We start from the raw sequence: 421 nt of genomic DNA, 5'->3' as shown, positions 1-421 counted from the left end.
ATCAAGGGCCGCGACGCGATCACCCGGGCATTCAAGGCGGTCTGGACAACGATGCCGGACGCACAATGGGCCGACCACGCGCATTTCATCAGCGAGGACGGCACCCGCGGCGTCAGCCAATGGACCTTCCGCGCCACCAACCCCGACGGCACGCGGACCGAGGCGCAGGGCGTCGACCTGTTCCGCATCCGGGACGGCAAGCTGGTCGAAAAGCAGGCGCTGCGCAAGCAGCGGCCCGCCATCCAGGTCGAGTGAGGGCGCGATGCAGACGGTTCTTCCCCGCGGGACGGCGACCTACGACCCGCTTTACGATCCGCTGAAGGCGCGGACCCTGGGCCGGGGCAGCGACTACGCGCCGACCTACTGGATCGGCACGGCGGGCCAGCTTCCGGCGGATGATGGTCCCGTGTCCCGCGATCTG

1 protein-coding gene and 1 pseudogene are annotated in these 421 nt (G+C 69.4%); both read left to right on the top strand.

The genetic code is table 11. The features are described from left to right. Window positions 1-255, top strand: a 255-nt coding sequence (locus V6F88_RS27815; protein ID WP_332613524.1) for a nuclear transport factor 2 family protein, incomplete at its 5' end; no start/stop codon positions are given. Between the two features lie 7 nt (window positions 256-262). Continuing rightward, a pseudogene (locus V6F88_RS27810) lies at window positions 263-421 on the top strand (FAD-dependent oxidoreductase); the annotation flags it as partial.

The sequence above is a fragment of the Achromobacter sp. ESBL13 genome (assembly GCF_036668755.1).
Lineage (GTDB): Bacteria > Pseudomonadota > Gammaproteobacteria > Burkholderiales > Burkholderiaceae_B > Achromobacter.
This window is presented reverse-complemented; position numbering and strand designations above follow the sequence as displayed.